Genomic DNA, 18801 nt, shown 5'->3' on the forward strand with positions numbered 1-18801 from the left:
TAGGCTGAGAACATGGCCTCGCCGCTCACCCTCCCCCGCCTCTGCTGGGGCGATCCGTCGTCCGCCCGCCGCGCCCTGCTCGTGCACGGCCTCGGCTCATCGGGAGCGCTGATGTGGCGTCTCGGCGACGCCCTGGCCGCAGCCGGATGGCACGCGACCGCGATCGACCTGCGCGGCCACGGCGACGCTCCCCGCGCCCTCGACTACTCGGTGCAGGCGTACGGCGCCGATCTCGTCTCGACCCTGCCCACGGGCGGCGGGCGATGGGATGCCGTGGTCGGCCACTCGCTCGGCGGAGCCGCGAGCACGGTCGCCGCGGCATCCTCTCCCGAGTGGACCGCGCGACTCGTGCTGCTCGACCCGGCCATCCTCGTCGACGGCCGCGACGCGGCGATCGTGCGGAAGAGCCAGGAACGGGCGTTCGCCGACAACCGGATCGAGCTCGTCCGCCAGGAGCACCCGCACTGGCATCCGCAGGACTGGGAGCTCAAGGTCGACGCCGTGCGACGCACGAGCGCCTGGGCCGTCGAGCAGACCAGCGTGCAGAACACACCGTGGGACGTCACGGCCGACGCCGCGCGGCTGACCGTGCCGACGCACGTGATCGGCTCCGACCCCGACGTCTACAGCATCTTCACCGGTGAGGTCGCGCGGTCGGTGCTCGCTGCGAACCCCCTCATCACGATGTCCGTCGTCGAAGGCGCAGGCCACTCGCTCCACCGCGACAGGCCGGAGGACTCGATCCGTCAGCTGAAGGAGGCCCTCGCATGAGCGCATTCGACCCGTCGATCCATCTGCCTGACGACCTGCTCGACCGCATCCGCGAACGAGCGCCGCTGCACGACCGCGACAACACCTTCCCCCGGCAGGACCTCGACGAACTCCGCGACGCCGGATACCTCTCGATCCTCGTGCCCGCGGAGCGGGGCGGCGCCGGCCTCGGGCTGGCCGAGGCCGCCGTCCTGCAGCAGCGCCTGGCCACGGCGGCACCGGCGACCGCTCTCGCGATCAACATGCACCTCGTCTGGACCGGCGTCGCGAAGGTCTTCAGCGATCGAGGCGTCCCCGGCCTGGAGTTCGTGCAGGATGGTGCTGTCGCCGGCGAGGTCTTCGCCTTCGGCATCAGCGAGGGCGGCAACGACCTCGTGCTCTTCGGGAGCGACACGGATGCCGTGCCCACCGGCGACGGCGGGTACGCGTTCACCGGCACCAAGATCTTCACCTCGCTCGCCCCGGTGTGGACGCGGCTGGGCCTGCACGGCCTCGACACCACGAGCGAGGACGCACCGAAGCTCGTCTTCGCGTTCGTCGAGCGCAGCGACGCGGTCGTCACGAGCGACGACTGGGACACCCTGGGCATGCGCGGCACGCAGAGCAGGACGACGCGCCTGGTCGGAGCGATCGCGGATGCCGCGCACGTGGTGCGCCGCATCGACGCGGGACCGAACCCGGACCCCATCATGTTCGGCATCTTCTCGGTGTTCGAGATCCTCCTCGCCTCCGTCTACACGGGTATCGCCCGCCGCGCGCTGGACCTCGCGGTGCAGACCGCGCGCACGCGACGGTCGAAGCGCACCGGCACCTCGTACAGTCAGGATCCCGACATCCGCTGGCGCGTCGCCGACATGGGGCTCGCCTACGACGCTCTGCCCCCGCAGATCGCCGCACTCGCCCGGGACGTCGACGAACGGGCCGACCACGGTGCCCGCTGGTTCACCCTCCTGTCCGGTCTCAAGCACCGCGCCGTCACGACCGCGAAGCACGTCGTCGACCAGGCGATGCTCGTGGCAGGCGGCGGCTCGTACTTCTCCGCCAACGAGCTCTCGCGCCTGTACCGCGACGTGCTCGCCGGCGCCTTCCACCCCTCAGACCCCGAATCCGCGCACTCGACCGCAGCGACGGCCTGGCTCGGCCCCGTGGAGTCCTGACCTCCGACGGAGCGAATTCGCACTCCCTGCGACACGGATCTGCGGAATCGGTTGCCGAGAGCCGATCTCAGTGCGAGGATCGCATCATGCCGTCCTCGAAGAAGCATCCCACCCTCGACGATGTCTCCAAGACGATCATCGAACTGCTGCAGGAGGACGGACGCCGTTCCTACTCCGACATCGGCCGCGCCGTCGGACTCAGCGAGGCCGCCGTACGCCAGCGCGTGCAGCGCCTCACCGAGGCCGGCGTCATGCAGATCGTCGCCGTGACCGACCCGATGCAGCTCGGCTTCCGCCGCCAGGCGATGATCGGCATCCGCGTCTCCGGCGACACCCGCGTCGTCGCCGAGGAGATCGCGGCGATCCAGGCCATCGACTACGTCGTGATCACGGTCGGCGCCTTCGACATCCTCGCCGAGGTCGTCTGCGAGGACGACGAAGACCTGCTCGCCCTGATCAACGACAGCATCCGCCCGATCGACGGCGTCCTGTCGACCGAGACCTTCATCTACGCCAAGCTGCAGAAGCAGCTCTACAACTGGGGGACCAGATGAGCACGCACCGCACCACCCCGTCCGAGCCCGAGCTCCAGGCGATGGCCAAGGACCACCTCTGGATGCACTTCACCCGGCAGTCCACGATGGAGAAGTCGGGGGTGCCGATCATCGTCAAGGGCGAGGGGCACCGCATCTGGGACGCGAAGGGCAAGGAGTACATCGACGGCCTCGCCGGGCTGTTCGTCGTGAACGCCGGCCACGGTCGGCGCCGTCTCGCCGAGGCCGCGGCGGCCCAGGCGTCCGAGCTCTCGTTCTTCCCGCTGTGGTCGTACGCGCACCCGGCCGCGATCGAGCTCGCCGACCGGCTCGCCGACGAGGCGCCAGGCGACCTCAACCGCGTGTTCTTCTCGACCGGCGGCGGCGAGGCCGTCGAGACGGCCTTCAAGCTCGCCAAGCACTACTGGAAGCTGCAGGGCAAGCCCGCCAAGCACAAGGTCATCTCGCGCGCCGTCGCCTACCACGGCACCCCGCAGGGCGCCCTCGCGATCACCGGCATCCCCGCCATGAAAGCCATGTTCGAACCCGTGACCCCCGGTGGCTTCCGCGTCCCGAACACGAACTTCTACCGCGCGGAGGAGATGGGCGGCCCCGGGGACGACCTCGAGGCGTTCGGCCTGTGGGCCGCGAACCGCATCGAGGAGATGATCCTGTTCGAGGGTCCGGAGACCGTCGCGGCCGTCTTCCTCGAACCGGTGCAGAACTCCGGGGGCTGCTTCCCACCGCCTCCCGGATACTTCGCCTGCGTGCGCGAGATCTGCGACAAGTACGACGTGCTGCTCGTGTCGGACGAGGTCATCTGCGCGTTCGGCCGCCTCGGGCACACGTTCGCCTGCACCGGTCTCGGATACGTGCCAGACATGATCACCTGCGCGAAGGGCATGACCAGCGGCTACTCCCCGATCGGCGCGACGATCATCAGCGACCGGATCTACGAGCCCTTCTCGCACGGCGACCTCTCGTTCCCGCACGGCTACACGTTCGGCGGACACCCCGTGTCGGCCGCCGTCGCGCTCGAGAACCTCGCCATCTTCGACGAGGAGGGTCTGAACGCGCACGTGCGGGAGAACTCGCCCCTGTTCCGCGCCGAGCTCGAGACGCTGCTCGATCTGCCGCTCGTCGGCGACGTGCGCGGCGACGGATACTTCTTCGGCATCGAGCTGGTGAAGGACAAGGCGACCAAGGAGACGTTCGACGACGACGAGTCCGAGCGGCTGCTGCGCGGGTTCCTGTCGTCGGCGCTCTTCGACGCCGGCCTGTACTGCCGTGCCGACGACCGCGGCGACCCCGTCATCCAGCTCGCTCCGCCGCTCACGATCGGACCGGCGGAGTTCCGCGAGATCGGACAGATCCTGCGCGGTGTGCTGACGGAGGCCCAGGGCGTGCTCTAGCGCACCCGGATCAGCCCCGCGGCGCGGTGCGCCGCCGGGCGAGCAGCGCGAGGTGCAGGGCGGCCAGGGTCTCCCCGTCGTCGAGGTCGGCGTTCAGCAGATCGCCGATGAGCGTGAGCCGTTGATAGAACACCGACCGGGACAGGTGGCTCGCCGCAGCCGCGGCCGAACGATTTCCCGGGTGGGCGAGCAGCGCTGCGAGCACGTCGAGCAGGTCGCCGCGCCGCTCCTCGTCGTAGCGGATCAGCGGCGACAGCATCCGCTCGCTGTGCTCGTGCAGGCGTCGATCGTCCCGCAGCGTCGCCACGAGCCGTTCGAGCGGTCGGTCGCCCACCCGCCGCACACGAGCGCCGCCGCCCGACCCCTCGCTGTCGGCGAGGTCGCGGGCCGCGCGGAGGGACGAGAGCAGGCCGGGCACGTCCTCGGCGACCGGCCCCGCGAACACCGGACGGCCGGGACCGGCGATGCGCAGCAGGGTCGCGTCGTCGAGCTCTGCGGATGCCGGCGCTGACAGCAGCGCGACGTCGTGGTCGCCGGCGCGGGCCGCGACGACCGCGAGCCCCGCCTGCCTGGCGCGGTAGGCGAGCCCCGCGATCGAGTCGGATCCCCCGACGACGATGCCGTGGCACCGCCGCCCCCGCAGCTCGAATCCCCCGGCCCCGAGCCGTGCGGCGATGTCATCGGCATCCGCGAACCGGGCGCCGAGCAGATCGTCGATCACGCTGCGCTGAGCGAGCAGCGACCACTCGACATCGCCCCCGTCGGCGAGGCAGCCGAACGCGAGCGCCGTCGCCCCCTGCTCGAGCACCGTGAGCCGACCGGCAGCCGGCTCCGGGCCCGGGAGCGCGAGCAGCGTGCCCCACCGGGTGCCCCGCGCCTGCACCGGCACGCGGTCCGCCCGCTCCCGTCCGTCCAGCGCCTCGGCCACCCCTCGCCCGAGGTACTCGCCCGCGATCAGCTCGCCAGCACGGTTCTCGAGCATCACCGGGGCGCCGATCGCCCGCGCGGTCTCGGCGACGACGACGTCGGCCGGTGCGCCCTGCAGGCTCAGCCCCGTGAAGAGCTCGTGCAGGTGCCGTCGCTCCTCCAGCGCGGCCGTCTGCGCGGCGATGAGCGCGTGGTGCACGGCCTCGGTGACCGTGACGAACTTCACCTCGCGGGTGAGGGCGACGAGTGCGAGGCCCTCCCTCGCGCACACCTCGGCCACGGCCGCGGGGACCTCGGGGTGCCGGTCGCCCAGTTCGAGGACGATCCCGGCGAGGCCGACCTCGTGCAGGCGCACGGCGAACTCGCGCAGCATCCGGTCCTCGTCCGGCCACGCAGCCCCCGTCGTGAGCAGGAGCTCCCCTCCGTCGAGGAGGCGCGCGACGCCCGTGCTGTCGGAGACGTGCACCCAGCGCACCACGGCCTCGAGGGCCGCGCCGCCGACGATGACCTCCGGCGCACCGCGCTGCAGCGCGGCACTGGTCAAGACGTCGGTCACCGTGAGGAAACCAGATGCGGCCGGACGCTCTGTCCGATTCTCGGAGAAGTCATGACGATCTGACACCGGTATCACCCGCCGATTTCTGTGAGCATGGACGAGAACCAGAGTAGCGGGAGTCGGTCAGAGTGTCCGAGACACCGCGCACGAGCATCGAGGAGCAGCGTGGACATCGTCCGTCACGTCATCAACGGAGCACAGACCGCGGAAGCGGCACGAACGGGCGAGGTCTTCGACCCCGCCACGGGGCAGGTGACCAAGCACGTCGCCTTCGCCTCGACCGCCGAGGTCGAGCAGGCGATCGCCGCGGCGGCCGCCGCGCTCCCCGCCTGGCGCGAGACGAGCCTCATCAAGCGCGCCGACGTGTTCTTCCGCCTGCGTCAGCTTCTCAAGGAGCGCACCCCCGAGCTCGCCGCGATCGTCACGTCCGAGCACGGCAAGGTGCTCTCGGATGCCGCGGGCGAGGTGTCGCGCGGAATCGAGAACGTCGAGTTCGCGGCCGGACTCGTGCACCTGCTCAAGGGCGAGCGCAGCGAGCAGGTCGCTCGGGGCGTCGACGTGCACTCGGTGAAGCAGCCGGTGGGCGTCGTCGCCGCCATCACCCCCTTCAACTTCCCCGTGATGGTTCCGCTGTGGATGGTCGCCTCGGCCATCGCGTGCGGCAACACCGTCGTGCTCAAGCCGAGCGAGAAGGACCCCTCGGCAGCCGTGTGGCTGGCCGAGCTCTTCCAGGAGGCAGGCCTTCCCGACGGCGTGCTCAACGTCGTGCACGGCGACAAGGAGGCCGTCGACGCCCTGCTCGATTCGCCGCGCGTGAACGCCGTCAGCTTCGTCGGCTCCACCCCCATCGCCCGCTCGATCTACCAGCGCGCCTCGGCGAACGGCAAGCGGGTGCAGGCCCTCGGCGGTGCGAAGAACCACATGGTCGTGATGCCGGATGCCGACATCGACGCCGCGGCCGACGCCGCGATCTCCGCCGCGTACGGCTCCGCCGGCGAGCGCTGCATGGCCGTGTCGGCGCTCGTCGCCGTCGGAGACGTGGCCGACGACCTCGTCGCGGCGATCGCCTCGCGCATCGAGGGCCTCAGGATCGGCGCAGGAACCGACGAGGCGAGCGAGATGGGTCCGCTCATCACCCGCGAGCACCGCGACCGCGTCGCCTCGTACGTGACCGGGGCCGCCGCCGAGGGCGCCACCGTCGTCGTCGACGGCACCGAGAAGGAGTTCGACTCCGACGGCTTCTTCATCGGCGTGAGCCTGCTCGACCACGTGGCCCCCGGCATGAAGGCGTACGACGACGAGATCTTCGGCCCGGTTCTCGGGGTGGTCCGCGTCGAGAGCTACGCCGAGGCGGTCGAGCTCGTCAACGCGAACGCCTACGGCAACGGCACGGCGATCTTCACGCGCGACGGCGGCACGGCCCGCCAGTACGAGTTCGACATCGAGGTCGGCATGGTCGGAGTGAACGTGCCGATCCCCGTGCCGATCGGCGCCTACTCGTTCGGCGGCTGGAAGGACTCGCTGTTCGGGGACTCGCACATCTACGGACCCGAGTCGGTGCACTTCTACACGCGGTCGAAGGTCGTCACGACCCGCTGGCCCGACCACACCCCCTCGCAGATCGACCTCGGCTTCCCGAGCAACCACTGACCGGCGCACGGAGAGAAGACCATGACTGCTTTCACCGACCGCCACGGCGCCTCGCACGAGCTGCCCGCCCCCGACGCCGAAGCGCAGGTGCGTGCCGACGATCGCGGGCACGTGTTCCACTCCTGGAGCGCCCAGGGTCTCATCGACCCGCTCCCCGTCGCCGCCGGCGAGGGGTCGACGTTCTGGGACTACGCCGGAAACGCCTACCTCGACTTCTCCAGCCAGCTGGTGAACCTGAACCTCGGGCACCAGCACCCGGACCTCGTCGCGGCGATCCAGCAGCAGGCGGGTCGTCTCGCGACGATCCAGCCCGCCGTGGCCAACGACGTGCGGGGCGAGCTCGCGCGCCTCATCGTCGAGGTCTCCCCCGAGGGCTTCCAGAAGGTGTTCTTCACCAACGGCGGCGCCGAGGCGAACGAGTACGCGGTGCGGATGGCGCGGCAGACGACCGGACGCCGCAAGGTCCTGTCGATGTACCGCAGCTATCACGGCTCCACCTCGACCGCGATCTCGCTCACGGGCGACCCGCGGCGATGGGCGAACGACACGGTCGACTCGGGTTCCGTCCGGTTCTTCGGTCCGTACCTCTACCGCTCGCCGTTCCACGCCGAGAACGCCGAGCAGGAATCGGAGCGCGCACTCGCGCACCTCGAGCAGACGATCCAGCTGGAGGGCCCGCACACGATCGCGGCGATCATCATCGAGACCGTCGTCGGCACGAACGGCGTGCTCGTACCGCCGCCCGGCTACCTGCAGGGCGTCCGCGAGCTGTGCGACCGCTACGGCATCGTGTACATCGCCGACGAGGTGATGGTGGGGTTCGGCCGCCTCGGCGAGTGGTTCGGCATCGACGCGTTCGACGCGCAGCCCGACCTCATCACGTTCGCGAAGGGAGTCAACTCCGGATACGTACCGCTCGGCGGCGTCGTGATCTCCGAGCGCATCGCGAAGGCCTTCGAGACGACGCCGTTCGCCGGAGGACTCACCTACTCGGGGCACCCGCTGGCCTGCGCCGCCGGAGTCGCGACGTTCGAGGTGTTCCGTCGCGACGGCATCCTGGAACGAGTGCGCGACCTCGGCGAACGCATCGTCGAGCCGACGCTGCGCTCGTGGGTCGACACCCACCCGAGCGTGGGCGAGGTCAGGGGTCGCGGTCTGTTCTGGGCCGTCGAGCTCGTGCGCGACAAGGAGACGCGAGAGCCGCTCGTGCCCTTCAACGCCTCGGGGGCGGATGCCGCGCCCATGACCGCCTTCGCGGCGGCGGCGAAGAAGGCGGGGGTCTGGCCGTTCACGCACTTCAACCGCATGCACGTCGCGCCGCCGCTCGTCATCACCGAGGAGGAGCTGGTCCGCGGCCTCGCCGTGCTCGATGACGCGCTCTCGGTCGCCGACGAGCACGCCGCGGGCTAGACGAGGAATCCGCGCAGCAGAGCCTCGGAGCCGGCGAGGTGGTCGTTCATGGCCGCCTCGGCGGCATCCGGCCTGCCCGCGAGGATCGACGAGACGATGCGCTCGTGCTGCTCGCCCGAGTGCTGGATGTTGCGCGGCAGCAGCGGGAACGTGTCGAGCCACACGTTGACCGACGCCCGGTTCTCGGCAACGAGCGCCACGAGCGACGGGATGCCCGCGGCCTCGGCGATCGCGAGGTGCAGCAGCGTGTCGAGACGGCGGTACTCCTCTGGCCCCGCGGGCAGCGCGGCCTCGTGCCTCGCCCAGAGGTCGGCACGGACGCCGGCGTCGAGCGAGCGCCCGGCCGCGGCCCGGGCGGCGCCGGTCTCGAGCACTCGCCGGAGGCCCAGGACGTCGTCGATCTCGGCGGGCGTCACGGCGCCGGCATCCGAGGGATGCGGCAGCGGGTCTGCGACGAAGGTGCCGCCGTACCGGCCGCGCTTGGGCAGGAGGTACCCGGTGTCGGCGAGCTCCCTGATCGCGTCGCGCACGGTGTCGCGGCTGACGCCGAAGGATGCCGCGAGCTCGCGCTCCGGGGGCAGGGACTCCCCCGGGGCGACCACGCCGAGCCGGATGGTCTGCACGAGCCGCGACACCGCGTCCTCGAGGGCGTTGCCCCGCCGCAGCGGGCGGTACACCGCTCGCCTGACCTCGACGAGGTCGCCGTCGGGGACGCGGTCGCTCATGGTCTCACCCTGTCACAGCGCGATGGGCCGGGCTCACAGCGGGGTGACGTAGGCGTTGGTGATGCCGCCGTCGACCACGAACGCGCTGGCCGTGATGAACGAGGAGTCGTCGGAGGCGAGGAACGCCACGGCGGCCGCGAGCTCCTCCGGCTCGGCGAAGCGCCCCATCGGCACGTGCACGAGACGACGCTGCGCACGCTCGGGGTCCTTCGCGAAGAGCTCCTGCAGCAGCGGCGTGTTCACCGGGCCGGGGCAGAGGGCGTTCACCCGCACACCCTGCCTGGCGAACTGCACGCCCAGCTCGCGCGACATCGCGAGCACGCCGCCCTTCGAGGCCGTGTAGCTGATCTGCGAGGTCGCCGACCCGAGCAGCGCCACGAACGAGGCGGTGTTGATGATGGATCCGCGTCCGGCCGGCACCATGTGGCGCAGGGCGGCGCGGCTGCACAGGTACACGCTCTTGAGGTTCACGTCCTGCACCCGGTCCCAGGCCGGCAGCTCGGTGGTCTCGATCGAGTCGTCGTCGGCGGGTGAGATGCCCGCGTTGTTGAAGGCGATGTCGATGCGGCCGAACTCTTCGGCGACGCCGTCGAACAGGGCGTTCACCTTCGCCTCGTCGGCGACGTCGACGGGGCGGAAGGCTCCGCCCACCTCGGCGGCGGCCTTCTCTCCGGTGGCGGGGTCGACGTCGGCGATGACGACGAACGCGCCTTCTGCGGCGAAGCGGCGTGCGGTGGCGAAGCCGATGCCGCTCGCGCCTCCGGTGATGATCGCGACGCGGTCCTTGAGACGCTGGGTCAGGTCGATGGTCATTGCTCTCTCCGTTGCTGGATGGATCGGGGGCGGATGCCGTGGTCAGTCGTCGGTCGCGAAGAACACGTTCTTCGTCTCGGTGAAGTGCTCGGCCGCGTCCGGGCCGAGTTCGCGGCCGAGACCCGAGGCCTTCATGCCGCCGAACGGGGTGGCGTAGCGCACGGACGAGTGGGAGTTCACCGACAGCACTCCGCTCTGCACGCCGCGCGAGACGCGAACGGCCCGCCCGAGGTTCTGCGTCCACAGCGAGCCGGCGAGCCCGTAGATCGTGTCGTTCGCGAGGCGGATGGCGTCCGCTTCGTCGTCGAACGGCAGCACGGCGACGACCGGCCCGAAGACCTCCTGCTGGGCGATCCGGTCACCGGGGTCGGCGAGCACGACGGCCGGCGCGAACCAGAAGCCGTCCCCCTGCGGGGCGCTGCCGCGGAACGCGATGTCGGCTCCGTCGAGGAACGACGCCACGGTGTCGCGGTGGCCGGCGGAGATGAGCGGGCCCATGTCGGTCTCGGCGCTCGACGGGTCGCCCACCCGCCAGGCGGCGACGGCCGGTTCGAGCAGTTCCAGGAAGCGGTCGTACACCGAGCGCTGCACGAGCAGCCGGCTGCGCGCGCAGCAGTCCTGCCCGGCGTTGTCGAACACGGATCCGGGCACGGCGGCGGCGGCCTTCTCGAGGTCGGCGTCGTCGAACACGATGTTCGCGCTCTTGCCGCCGAGCTCCAGGGTGACCGGCTTGAGCGCCCGCGCGCATCCGGCCGCGACCTCGATGCCCACCTCGGTCGACCCGGTGAAGACGACCTTGCGCACGTCGGGGTGCTCGACGAGCCGCTGTCCGACGACCGAGCCCGAACCCGTCACGACCTCGAAGAGTCCCTCGGGCAGGCCGGACTCGAGCGCGAGCTGCCCGAGGCGGATCGCGGTCAGCGGGGTCAGCTCGGCGGGCTTCAGCACGACGGCGTTGCCGGCGGCGAGCGCGGGCGCGAACGCCCAGGCGGCGATCGTCATGGGGAAGTTCCACGGGACGATGACGCCCACCACGCCGTATGGGTCGTGGAAGGTGACGTCGAGGCCCCCGGCCACCGGGATCTGTCGTCCGGACAGCCGCTCGGGGTCGGCGGAGTAGTAGTTGAGCACCTGCGCGACGTGGGCGGCCTCCCAGCGAGCAGACCCGATGGGGTGGCCGGAGTTGCGCACCTCGAGTTGAGCGAGTTCCTCGACAGCGCCCTCGACGGCCCGCGCGAAGGAGCGCAGTGCGTCAGCCCGGGCGACCGGGGCGAGCGCGGCCCAGCGGCGCTGCGCGGCGACGGCGCGCGCGATCGCCGCATCCGTCTCCCCCACGTCGGCGCGCGGCACCTCGCGGATGGCGGAGCCGGTCGAGGGGTCGATCACGGTGAAGGCGCTCATCGCGCACTCTCCTTCCTGCGCGCGGCGAACGCGCGCGCCTGCGAGACGAGGTCGGCGAAGAGGCGCCGGTCCTCGGCGTTCTCCTCTGGGTGCCATTGCACGCCGACGACGTGGCCGCCGTCGGTGTCGACGAAGGCCTGCACCAGGCCGTCGTCGGAGTGGGCGGCCGCGACGAGCCCGTCGCCGAGCCTGTCGATGCCCTGATGGTGGTAGCTGTGCACCCGCACGTCGCTCTCGCGGATGATGTCGGCGAACGCCGTGTCCTCCGCGACCTCGACGTCGTTCTCGGCGAACACGCCCCCGCCGATGCGGTACTTCTCGGTGCCCAGCGATTCGGGCAGGTGCTGCTGCAGGGTGCCGCCGCGGGCGACGTTCACGAGCTGCAGCCCGCGGCAGATCGCGAGCACGGGGATGCGGCGGCGCTCCGCCGCCCGGAACAGGGCCAGCTCCCAGGCGTCGCGGTCGACCCGGGCCGGGTCGGTGAGCGGATGCCGTTCCTCGCCGTACAGTTCGGGCGCCACGTCCGCCCCGCCGGAGAGGACGAGGCCGTCCATCCCGGCGATCGCCGCGTCCGCGGCATCCGGGTCCTGCGGAGGGAGGAGCAGCGCGATGCCGCCGGAGTCGGTCACCCCGGTGAGGTACTGCTCGGGCAGGAACGCGGCCCTCACGTCCCACACGCCCTGCTGCGCACGCTCGAGGTAGGTCGTGACGCCGATCAGGGGTGCCGGGTCAGAGTCGTTCGAAACCACGGATGCGCTCCCAGTCGGTGACGGCGGCGTCGTAGGCCTCGAGCTCGATGCGCGCCTGGTTCAGGTAGTGCTCGACGACGTCGTCGCCGAACGCCTCGCGGGCGATGGTCGATTCGCGGAACAGTTGCGCGGCCTCACGGAGCGTGGTCGGCAGGTGATCCACGGCATCCTCGTAGGCGTTGCCGGTGAAGCGGTCGGGCAGGGGCAGCTCGTTCTCGATGCCGTACAGTCCGCCGGCGATGATCGCCGAGATGCCCAGATACGGGTTCACGTCGCCACCGGGGACGCGGTTCTCGACGCGCAACGCCGATCCCTGTCCGACGACGCGCAGCGCGCACGTGCGGTTGTCGATTCCCCAGGCCACCCCGGTCGGGGCGAAGCTGCCCTTCGCGAAGCGCTTGTACGAGTTGATGTTCGGCGCGTAGAGCAGGGTGAACTCGCGCAGTGTCGCGAGGATGCCGGCGATCCAGTGCTCCATCACCGGGCTGAAGCCGTGCTCGCCGTCGCCGGCCATGACCGGCGACCCCGACCGATCGCGCAGCGAGAGGTGGATGTGGCAGCTGTTGCCCTCGCGCTCGTTGAATTTCGCCATGAACGTGATCGCCTGGCCGTGGTTGCCCGCGATCTCCTTGGCGCCGTTCTTGTAGATCGCGTGCTGGTCGGCCGTCTCGCGCACCTCGGCGTAGCGGAACGCGATCTCCTGCTGCCCGAAGTTGCATTCACCCTTCACCCCCTCGCAGTACAGGCCGGCGCCGTCCATGCTGTTGCGGATGTCGCGCAGCAGCGGCTCCATGCGCGTCGAGGCGAGCAGGTTGTAGTCGACGTTGTAGTCCGTCGCGGGGGTCAGTCCCTCGTACTTACGCGCCCAGGCGTCGCGGTAGGTGTTCTCGAACACGATGAACTCGAGCTCGGTGCCGGAGTAGGCGGTCCAGCCGCGCTCGGCGAGCCGGTCGCGCTGCCGGTCGAGGATCGCGCGGGGCGAGGGCCCGACGGGCTCTCCGTTCTGCCAGACGAGGTCGGCCATGACGAGCGCGGTGCCCTCGAGCCAGGGGATGCGGCGCAGCGTCTCGGCATCCGGTCGCAGCACCATGTCGCCGTAGCCGCGGTCCCACCCCGACATCGCGTAGCCGTCGACCGTGTTCATGTCGACGTCGACCGAGAGGAGGTAGTCGCAGGCCTCGGCGCCGTGGTGCAGGATGTCCTCCTGGAACAGCCGCGCCGACACGCGCTTGCCGACGAGCCTGCCCTGCGCGTCCGCGAAGGCGACGATCACCGTGTCGATCTCACCGGCGGCGATGCCGGCGTCCAGCTGGTCGATGCTCAGATTGCCCGACATCCCACGCTCCGTTCTCCTGCGGTGAAGCGATCGGCCGATCGGCTTCGCCCTCAGAGTAGATGACCTCGTCGTTTAAAGGTAGACGAAACCACCATTGACTGTCACAATCATCCGCAAGGCGCACACCCGGTGCCTGCACGCGAGCGAGCGGAGAGCGGATGTCTGGTCAGAGCAGTGAGTCCCGCAAGGTCGCCGGGGCGACCTATACCCGGGCGGGGAGCGAGTACTTCGAGAAGCGGACCCTCAAGAGGTCGGCCGGCGTCTGGGGACTGTGGGGCCTCGCGGTCGCCGCGGTCATCTCGGGCGACTTCTCGGGCTGGAACTTCGGCATCGACTTCGCCGGCTTCGGCGGGATGCTGATCGCCTTCGTGATCCTCGTCGTCATGTACTACGGCATGATCTTCTCGATCGGCGAGATGGCCGCAGCGATGCCGCACACCGGCGGCGCCTACTCCTTCGCCCGGTCGGCGATGGGACCCTGGGGCGGCCTGGTCACCGGAGCGGCCGAGACCATCGAGTACGTCGCCACCACGGCGGTGATCGTCTACTTCTCGGCGTCGTACGCGAACGGCATCACGAGCGAGCTGCTCGGCCTCGTCCTGCCGGGGTGGGTCTGGTACCTCATCCTGTACGTGGTCTTCATCGCACTGAACTCCGCGGGCGCCGCGATCTCGTTCCGTTTCGCGATCGTCGTCTCGGTGATCTCGATCGGCATCATCCTCGTGTTCTCGGCGATGGCCCTGTTCTCGGGCGCCTTCAGCTGGGACGCGCTGTGGGACATCGCGCCCGACGAGGGTCAGTCGGCGTTCCTCCCGCACGGCGTGCTCCCGATCCTGTTCGCGCTGCCGTTCGCCATGTGGTTCTTCCTCGGGATCGAAGAGCTCCCGCTCGCCGCCGAGGAGTCGCACAACCCGACGCGCGACATCCCCAAAGCGGGCTTCTGGGCCCGCGGCACGCTCATCGTCACCGGACTGCTGGTGCTGTTCCTCAACACGGGCGTCATCGGCGCCGAGGCGACCGGCACGGCGGGCGAACCCCTGCTGGACGGGTTCCGCGCCATCGTCGGCGACCAGCTCGCCGCCGTGCTCGCCCTGTTCGCCCTGATCGGCCTGCTGGCCTCGCTCCAGGGCATCATGTTCGCCTACGGGCGCAACATGTACTCGCTCTCGCGTGCGGGCTACTACCCTCGGTTCCTCTCGCTCACCGGCACCCGGCAGACGCCGTGGGTCGCTCTCGTCGTCGGTGCGGCGATCGGGTTCGTCGCCCTCATCGTGCTCGACGTGCTGGCCGCGCTCGATGCGGAGGGTGCGGGAACCGTCGCCGGCGCGATCGTGCTGAACATCGCCGTGTGGGGCGCGGTGCTCGCCTATGCGCTGCAGCTGATCTCGTTCATGATCCTGCGCCGCAAGTACCCGAACGTCGACCGCCCGTACCGCAGCCCGTGGGGTGTGCCCGGCGCGGCGATCGCGCTGGTGATCGCGGCGCTGATCTTCCTCGGGTTCCTCCTGAACCCGACGTTCGGTCCGGCCATCATCGCCATCGCGATCGTGTACGTGGTGATCCTGCTGGGCTTCGGCCTGTTCTTCCGGCACCGGCTCGTGCTCTCCCCCGAGGAGGAGTACGCGCTGTCCGGCGGCTCGCACGGCGACCCGCAGGCCGAGGGCTACGACGCGATGGAGGGCGAGGTGTTCGGCGGGGGCCGCTAGATCGGGGAGCGCGCCGGGGCCGTCACTTGCTGCTGAAGTCGAACGCCTTCAGCAGCTCGTCGACGGCCTTGTCGCGCTCGTCGCCGCCCTCCTCGAACATGTGCGTCACATGCGTGCGCAGGTGGTTCTCCAGCAGGAGGCGGTTGAGCGATTCGAGCGACCGCTGGATCGCCCTGGACTGCGTGATGATGTCCATGCAGTAGTCCTCGTTCTCGATCATCCGCGCGACGCCGCGCATCTGACCCTCCAGGATGCTGGTGCGATGCAGGGCGCGCTTCTTGATGTCTTCGATCACGCTTCGAGAGTACGCGCCCCGGCGGCCGCCGCGCTCAGTCCTCGAAGGGGTTCAGCACCGACAGTCCGGGGATGCTCGCCCCCGGGTCGACGCGTGAAAGGATGACGTCATGCCGCGAACACCGATGGCGATGCTCTCTCCCGCCGACCAGGAACGACGCCTCGCACTTCGTCGGATGAAGGCCGTCGCGCTCGGCTCGCTGATCTTCATGGCCGTCCTGTTCGTGGTCGCCTTCTGGCTGCAGGAGCGCCAGCCCTGGCTCGGATACGTGCGCGCAGCGGCCGAGGGCGGGATGGTCGGCGCGCTCGCGGACTGGTTCGCCGTGACGGCGCTGTTCCGACGCCCGCTCGGGCTCCCCATCCCGCACACCGCCATCATCCCGAGCCGCAAGGACGAGATCGGCCGCACGCTCGGCGAGTTCGTGGAGACGAACTTCCTCGAGGGATCCGTGGTGCGCGCCAAGCTGTCGACGACGGCGATCTCGCAGCGGGCCGGCGAATGGCTGCGGGAGCCGCAGCATGCGGAACGCGTCGGAGCGGAAGGCGCCACGATCGCCACGGCCGTGCTGAACGCGCTGAGCGACGACGACGTGCGCGACCTCATCACCGATCTGGCCAGGGAGCACCTCGTCTCCCCCGAGTGGGGCCCGCCGGCCGGTGCCTGGCTCGAGAAGATCGTCGAGGCCGACGCGCATCACGGGGCCGTCGATCTCGCCGTCGACACGGTCGGCCGCTGGCTCGACGCGAACGCGGCCTCGTTCTCGGGACTCATCTCGCGGCGCCTCCCCGGCTGGGTCCCGAAGCTCGCCCACCGCTTCGTCGACGACACCGCCTACAACGAGGCCGTGAAGTTCGTGCGCGCCGTGCGCGACGACCCGAAGCACCCCGCCCGCATCGCGATCGACGGCTACCTCGCCCGACTCGCCGACAATCTGCAGAACGACCCGGCGACGCGCGAGAAGCTCGAGAACGCCAAGGCCTCGCTCTTCGACAGCCCCCGCGTGGGCGCGCTGGCCGCCGAGGCGTGGAACACGGCGAAGAACGGACTCCTCACCGCACTCGCCGATCCCGAGAGCGGTCTTCGCCGACGCGCGGTGCAGGCGCTGCAGGAGGTCGGCGAGAGGCTGGCGACGGATGCCGCGCTGCAGCGCCGCGTCGACACCTGGGTCTCGGACGCGGCCGTGTTCCTCGTCGACCGCTACCGGCACGACATCGCGTCGATCATCACCGACACGGTCGAGCGCTGGGATCCCGCCGAGACGACCGAGAAGATCGAGCTCATGGTCGGGCGCGATCTGCAGTACATCCGCCTCAACGGCACGGTCGTCGGCGCCCTCGCGGGCCTGGCGATCTTCACGATCGCACACGCTCTCATCCCGGGCGCCTGACAGGAGCATCATGGCCCTCTCGCACGACCCCCTCTGGCCGCGCGCCGGCTCCTGGCCCGCCGTCGACGGAGAGGCGGATGCCGTGCTCCTCGGCGTCCCGACCTGGCGAACCTCGCTCTCGCCGACCGGCGCGCACGCGACACCGGCGGCGATCCGCGAGGCCCTCCCCCGCTACGGCGCGACCGTGCTCGGGCCGCCGATCGTCGACCTGGACGAGGCGCTCCGCATCAGGGACGCCGGAGACGTCGCCGAGCCGGACGGCGACGACGGCGAGGCGACGACCATCAGCCGTGTGCGGGAACTCTCCGAGGTCGCTCGTCTCGTGATCGCCCTCGGCGGCGACAACTCGCTCACGTACCCGGTCGCACTCGGCGCCCGGGCGACGGGCCTCATCACGTTCGACGCGCACTTCGATCTGCGCGACGGCGTCTCGAACGGCACACCCGTGCGCCGTCTCGTCGAAGACACCCCGGCGAGCGCGACGGTCGGCACGAGTCGCATCGATCCGACGAGGATCGTCCAGATCGGGATCGCGGACTTCGCCAACTCCGCCGCGTACGCGCGGCGCGCGGCGGACTGGGGCATCCGCGTCATCACGCTCGACGAGGTGCGTCGTCGGGGCGCAGCCGATGTGGTGGCCGAAGCGCTCGAGATCGCCGGATCCGGCGACGCACCCCGCATCCATCTCGACATCGACGTCGACGTCTGCGATCGCTCGGTCGCCCCCGGGTGCCCGGCGAGCGTGCCGGGCGGTCTGGCCGCCGGGGAGCTGCGGTCCCTCACGAGGGCCGTGGCCGCCGACGCACGAGTGGTGAGCGCGGACCTCGCCGAGGTCGACGCGACAGCCGACGCCGACGACGCACGAACGGTCCGACTGGCTGCGCTCTGCGTGCTGGAGCTTCTCGCTGGGCTCGCCTCCCGCTGATCGCTCGACCCCGGCGCGGGGCCTGCTCAGCGGACGATGAGCTCCGGGGTGATGAGCGCGTGCGCCTCGCCGGATTCCACCCGACGGGGCGAGACGACGTCGCCGGTCGGTCCCATGAGGAGCTGCAGCACGGCCTCCGCGACGTCCTCCGGACGCTGCTCGACGCTGGAGAATCCGAGCGCCTCGGCGGTGGGCGTGTTGTCGAATCCGATGACCGGCACCCGGACCCTGGCGTCGGCCAGCGCGAGCAGGGCGCCGACCGCGAGCGAGTCACTGGCGCAGACGATCGCGTCGGCGCGAGCACCGTCGCGGAGAGCGGCGGCGACGGCGTGCCGCGCACCCTGCACGGACTCCTCCGACACGATGCGCGCGCCCTGCACCCCTGCACGGTCGATGGCTTCCCGCCATCCGCGTTCGCGGTCGTCTCCGGTCCCGGACCCCGACGGCCAGCCAAGAAAGGTCACGCTGCCGCCGCGCTGCAGGGCGTGCTCGGTCGCCGCGCGTGTGCCGGCCGCGCCGTCGACATCGACCCAGAGGTGGGTGGGGTCGGCGATGTCGTCGTCGCCCCACGGGCGGCCGAAGGAGATGAAGGGCAGGCCGACGGCATCCAGCCGTCCGACGCGCGGATCGTCGCGCACGGTGCTGGTGATGATCGCGGCGTCGATCTCCGAACCCTCCCACAGCTCGGCGAGCCGCTCGAGCTCCTCGTGCGGAGTGCGTGCGGCGTACACGAGCATCCGCATCCCGCGCTCGCTGGAGCGCTCGGTGATCGCGTGTACGAAGCGGTCGAGCACGACGCCCGAGACTCCGCCGAGGTACGGGTCGAGGCGGATGCCGATGGTCGAGCTCCGCCGCAGGCGCAGTCTGCGCGCCGCCGCATGCCGGCGATATCCGAGCTCGTCGATCGAGGCGAGCACGCGCTCCCGCGTCGTGGGCTTGACGATGTCGGGGGTGTTCAGCACGTTCGACACGGTCTGGCGCGAGACGCCGGCGTGCGCGGCGACGTCTTCGACCGTGGGGGCCTTCGCCATCGCACTCCTCGATCCCG

Annotated in this window: 17 protein-coding genes; 9 read left to right on the top strand and 8 right to left on the bottom strand. The window is 70.7% G+C overall.

Annotation, left to right across the window (positions count from 1 at the left end; translation table 11 throughout):
- The first annotated feature begins 12 nt into the window (after window positions 1-12).
- The 4 genes from RAC69_RS10990 (at window position 13) to RAC69_RS11005 (ending at window position 3873) form a co-directional block, all read left to right on the top strand.
- On the top strand, window positions 13-771 hold the full coding sequence (locus RAC69_RS10990; RefSeq protein ID WP_375086840.1) for an alpha/beta fold hydrolase: 759 nt from the start codon (window positions 13-15) through the stop codon (window positions 769-771).
- Window positions 768-1928, top strand: coding sequence for an acyl-CoA dehydrogenase family protein (locus tag RAC69_RS10995; protein WP_375086841.1), 1161 nt, complete (start codon window positions 768-770; stop codon window positions 1926-1928). The genes RAC69_RS10990 and RAC69_RS10995 overlap by 4 nt, the downstream gene beginning before the upstream one ends.
- Window positions 1929-2014: 86 nt before the next feature.
- Window positions 2015-2482 carry an Lrp/AsnC family transcriptional regulator gene (locus RAC69_RS11000; protein ID WP_096713803.1) on the top strand — a complete coding sequence of 156 codons (468 nt, stop codon included), beginning with the start codon at window positions 2015-2017 and terminating at the stop codon, window positions 2480-2482.
- The gene (locus tag RAC69_RS11005; RefSeq protein WP_375086842.1) at window positions 2479-3873 is read left to right on the top strand and encodes an aspartate aminotransferase family protein; all 1395 of its coding nucleotides are present in this window, start codon (window positions 2479-2481) and stop codon (window positions 3871-3873) included. The genes RAC69_RS11000 and RAC69_RS11005 overlap by 4 nt, the downstream gene beginning before the upstream one ends.
- Window positions 3874-3883: 10 nt before the next feature.
- Here the strand turns inward: RAC69_RS11005 and RAC69_RS11010 are convergent, their stop codons facing one another.
- A complete protein-coding gene (locus RAC69_RS11010; RefSeq protein ID WP_375086843.1) occupies window positions 3884-5356 on the bottom strand; it encodes a PucR family transcriptional regulator ligand-binding domain-containing protein in 1473 nt (490 codons plus the stop codon).
- 165 nt (window positions 5357-5521) lie between these two features.
- On the opposite strand from RAC69_RS11010, the gene RAC69_RS11015 reads away from it, so the two are divergent.
- Complete coding sequence (locus tag RAC69_RS11015; protein WP_375086844.1) at window positions 5522-7006, top strand: CoA-acylating methylmalonate-semialdehyde dehydrogenase; 1485 nt, start codon at window positions 5522-5524, stop codon at window positions 7004-7006.
- A gap of 21 nt (window positions 7007-7027) precedes the next feature.
- On the top strand, window positions 7028-8416 hold the full coding sequence (locus RAC69_RS11020; RefSeq protein WP_375086845.1) for an aspartate aminotransferase family protein: 1389 nt from the start codon (window positions 7028-7030) through the stop codon (window positions 8414-8416).
- Here RAC69_RS11020 and RAC69_RS11025 read toward each other — a convergent pair.
- Genes RAC69_RS11025 through RAC69_RS11045 form a run of 5 tightly spaced genes read right to left on the bottom strand, consistent with a single transcriptional unit; the run spans window position 8413 to window position 13440 of the window.
- Window positions 8413-9141 carry an FCD domain-containing protein gene (locus RAC69_RS11025; RefSeq protein ID WP_341933822.1) on the bottom strand — a complete coding sequence of 243 codons (729 nt, stop codon included), beginning with the start codon at window positions 9139-9141 and terminating at the stop codon, window positions 8413-8415. The two genes, RAC69_RS11020 and RAC69_RS11025, sit on opposite strands and share 4 nt — an antisense overlap.
- 33 nt (window positions 9142-9174) lie before the next feature.
- Window positions 9175-9954: a 3-oxoacyl-ACP reductase gene (locus RAC69_RS11030; RefSeq protein ID WP_341933821.1), complete on the bottom strand. Its 780-nt coding sequence runs from the start codon at window positions 9952-9954 to the stop codon at window positions 9175-9177.
- 42 nt (window positions 9955-9996) lie between these two features.
- Window positions 9997-11355, bottom strand: coding sequence for an aldehyde dehydrogenase family protein (locus tag RAC69_RS11035; RefSeq protein WP_341933820.1), 1359 nt, complete (start codon window positions 11353-11355; stop codon window positions 9997-9999).
- Window positions 11352-12104 (bottom strand): gamma-glutamyl-gamma-aminobutyrate hydrolase family protein, encoded by a 753-nt coding sequence (locus RAC69_RS11040; protein ID WP_341933819.1) that lies wholly within the window; start codon window positions 12102-12104, stop codon window positions 11352-11354. The genes RAC69_RS11035 and RAC69_RS11040 overlap by 4 nt, the downstream gene beginning before the upstream one ends.
- The gene (locus RAC69_RS11045) at window positions 12085-13440 is read right to left on the bottom strand and encodes a glutamine synthetase family protein (protein ID WP_341933818.1); all 1356 of its coding nucleotides are present in this window, start codon (window positions 13438-13440) and stop codon (window positions 12085-12087) included. Before RAC69_RS11045 ends, RAC69_RS11040 begins: the two co-directional genes overlap by 20 nt.
- A gap of 158 nt (window positions 13441-13598) precedes the next feature.
- Between RAC69_RS11045 and RAC69_RS11050 the strand changes: the two genes are divergently transcribed.
- Entirely contained in the window at window positions 13599-15146 is a 1548-nt protein-coding gene (locus tag RAC69_RS11050; RefSeq protein WP_375086846.1) for an amino acid permease, read from the top strand.
- A gap of 22 nt (window positions 15147-15168) precedes the next feature.
- On the opposite strand, the gene RAC69_RS11055 is transcribed toward RAC69_RS11050, so the two are convergent.
- The gene (locus tag RAC69_RS11055) at window positions 15169-15441 is read right to left on the bottom strand and encodes a metal-sensitive transcriptional regulator (protein WP_096713861.1); all 273 of its coding nucleotides are present in this window, start codon (window positions 15439-15441) and stop codon (window positions 15169-15171) included.
- 109 nt (window positions 15442-15550) lie between these two features.
- Here RAC69_RS11055 and RAC69_RS11060 point away from each other — a divergent pair, with 109 nt between their 5' ends.
- Together RAC69_RS11060 and RAC69_RS11065 are read left to right on the top strand one after the other, a co-directional pair.
- On the top strand, window positions 15551-16828 hold the full coding sequence (locus tag RAC69_RS11060; protein ID WP_375086847.1) for a DUF445 domain-containing protein: 1278 nt from the start codon (window positions 15551-15553) through the stop codon (window positions 16826-16828).
- Between the two features lie 10 nt (window positions 16829-16838).
- Window positions 16839-17753, top strand: a complete 915-nt coding sequence (locus RAC69_RS11065) for an arginase family protein (RefSeq protein ID WP_375086848.1) — start codon at window positions 16839-16841, stop codon at window positions 17751-17753.
- A gap of 26 nt (window positions 17754-17779) precedes the next feature.
- On the opposite strand, the gene RAC69_RS11070 is transcribed toward RAC69_RS11065, so the two are convergent.
- Window positions 17780-18784, bottom strand: coding sequence for a LacI family DNA-binding transcriptional regulator (locus RAC69_RS11070; protein WP_375086849.1), 1005 nt, complete (start codon window positions 18782-18784; stop codon window positions 17780-17782).
- Window positions 18785-18801 lie beyond the last annotated feature (17 nt).

The sequence above is a fragment of the Microbacterium sp. LS_15 genome, assembly GCF_041954735.1.
Lineage (GTDB): Bacteria > Actinomycetota > Actinomycetes > Actinomycetales > Microbacteriaceae > Microbacterium.